This window comes from Acidovorax sp. NB1, from assembly GCF_005405905.1.
Taxonomy (GTDB): Bacteria; Pseudomonadota; Gammaproteobacteria; order Burkholderiales; family Burkholderiaceae_C; genus Acidovorax.
The window spans coordinates 1-1,044 of record NZ_BJHU01000011.1 but is presented as its reverse complement, the minus strand read 5'-3'; the positions used below and the strand labels follow the sequence as shown (position 1 = coordinate 1,044).

The following is a 1,044-nucleotide window of genomic DNA, read 5'->3' as shown; positions in this document are numbered from 1 at the left end:
CACCGGTGCAGCACTACCGCATGAGTCTCCGGCCCATGCCAACGATCCTGGCACCCATCGAGTACGCCGAGCGCGACCACGTGCTCACGGTGGGCTGGAATGGCTTTGTGAAGTTCCGGGGACACAAGCTGCGGCTATCCAGCGCACTGCACAGGCTGCCGGTCGCCTTGCGCCCGGATGATCTGCACGACGGGTGCTTTGACCTGTACTTCTGTCACCAGCGATTCATGCGCCTGGACATGAACGCTTTGACGGCTTCCAATTGACGAGGTGTTCCCTATGTCCCCGCACACCTGTTACCCATGTGTCCGGTCTGAACAGCTTAGCCAAAAGAAAGTCACCAAAGAAAAGGCGACCCTACAGGCTGCGTCCCTTCGCTTCGCTGCGGGCAACCTGCGGTGCTCGCGTCCAGCGGGGTCTCGCTCCAACTCGCTTCGTTTCACTGCGCTCAGACAATCGCGAGCCCTGATCCGCTGGCCGCTGCGCTCCTCGGCGCATCCTGAAGGGAACCCGGGGTGCGGACATCCACACGGGCCATTGCTTCGCTGCGCTGCGCTCGGCCCCACCTGCTCAGCGCGTGGCGCTTGCGCCCGCGAGGTGGGGCCGAGCGAAGCAAAGGCCCGCATGGCTGTTCGGCTGCCAACCCCCCTGCTGGCTGCGCCTGCGGCGGGGCGGTTGTGGGGTGAGCATGGGCGTCGAAGCGCCCATGCCTCGTGCTCTGACTCGCCGTGGCTGTCCGAGCGGCGCGCGCCAGCGCAAAGCGAGTTCCACGGTGCACCCCGCAACCGCCCCGACGCAGGTTTGCCCCGGAGCGAAGCGCAGGGGTCGCAGACTGGGGGTCGCCTTTCTTTTGGGTACTTTTCTTTGGAGGGTGTAGAAGAAATCTATTTCAACCGCCCCAGTAGCATCCGCGCCTGCGCCAGCCAAACCCATGCCTGTGCATAGAACGGCTTGCGATCGTGGTGCATCACCAGCCTGCGGTTGCGCTCCAGCCAGGCATGGGTGCGCTCCACCACCCAGCGCTTCTTGGGCATGACCATCGGC

At 64.6% G+C, this 1,044-nt stretch carries 2 pseudogenes; one reads left to right on the top strand and one right to left on the bottom strand.

Features of this window, described 5'->3' with window-relative positions:
* Positions 1–266 (top strand): annotated as a pseudogene (locus AvAM_RS04765) (IS481 family transposase); the annotation flags it as partial.
* Positions 267–884: 618 nt separating this feature from the next.
* Here the strand turns inward: AvAM_RS04765 and AvAM_RS04760 are convergent.
* Positions 885–1,044 (bottom strand): annotated as a pseudogene (locus AvAM_RS04760) (IS5/IS1182 family transposase); the annotation flags it as partial.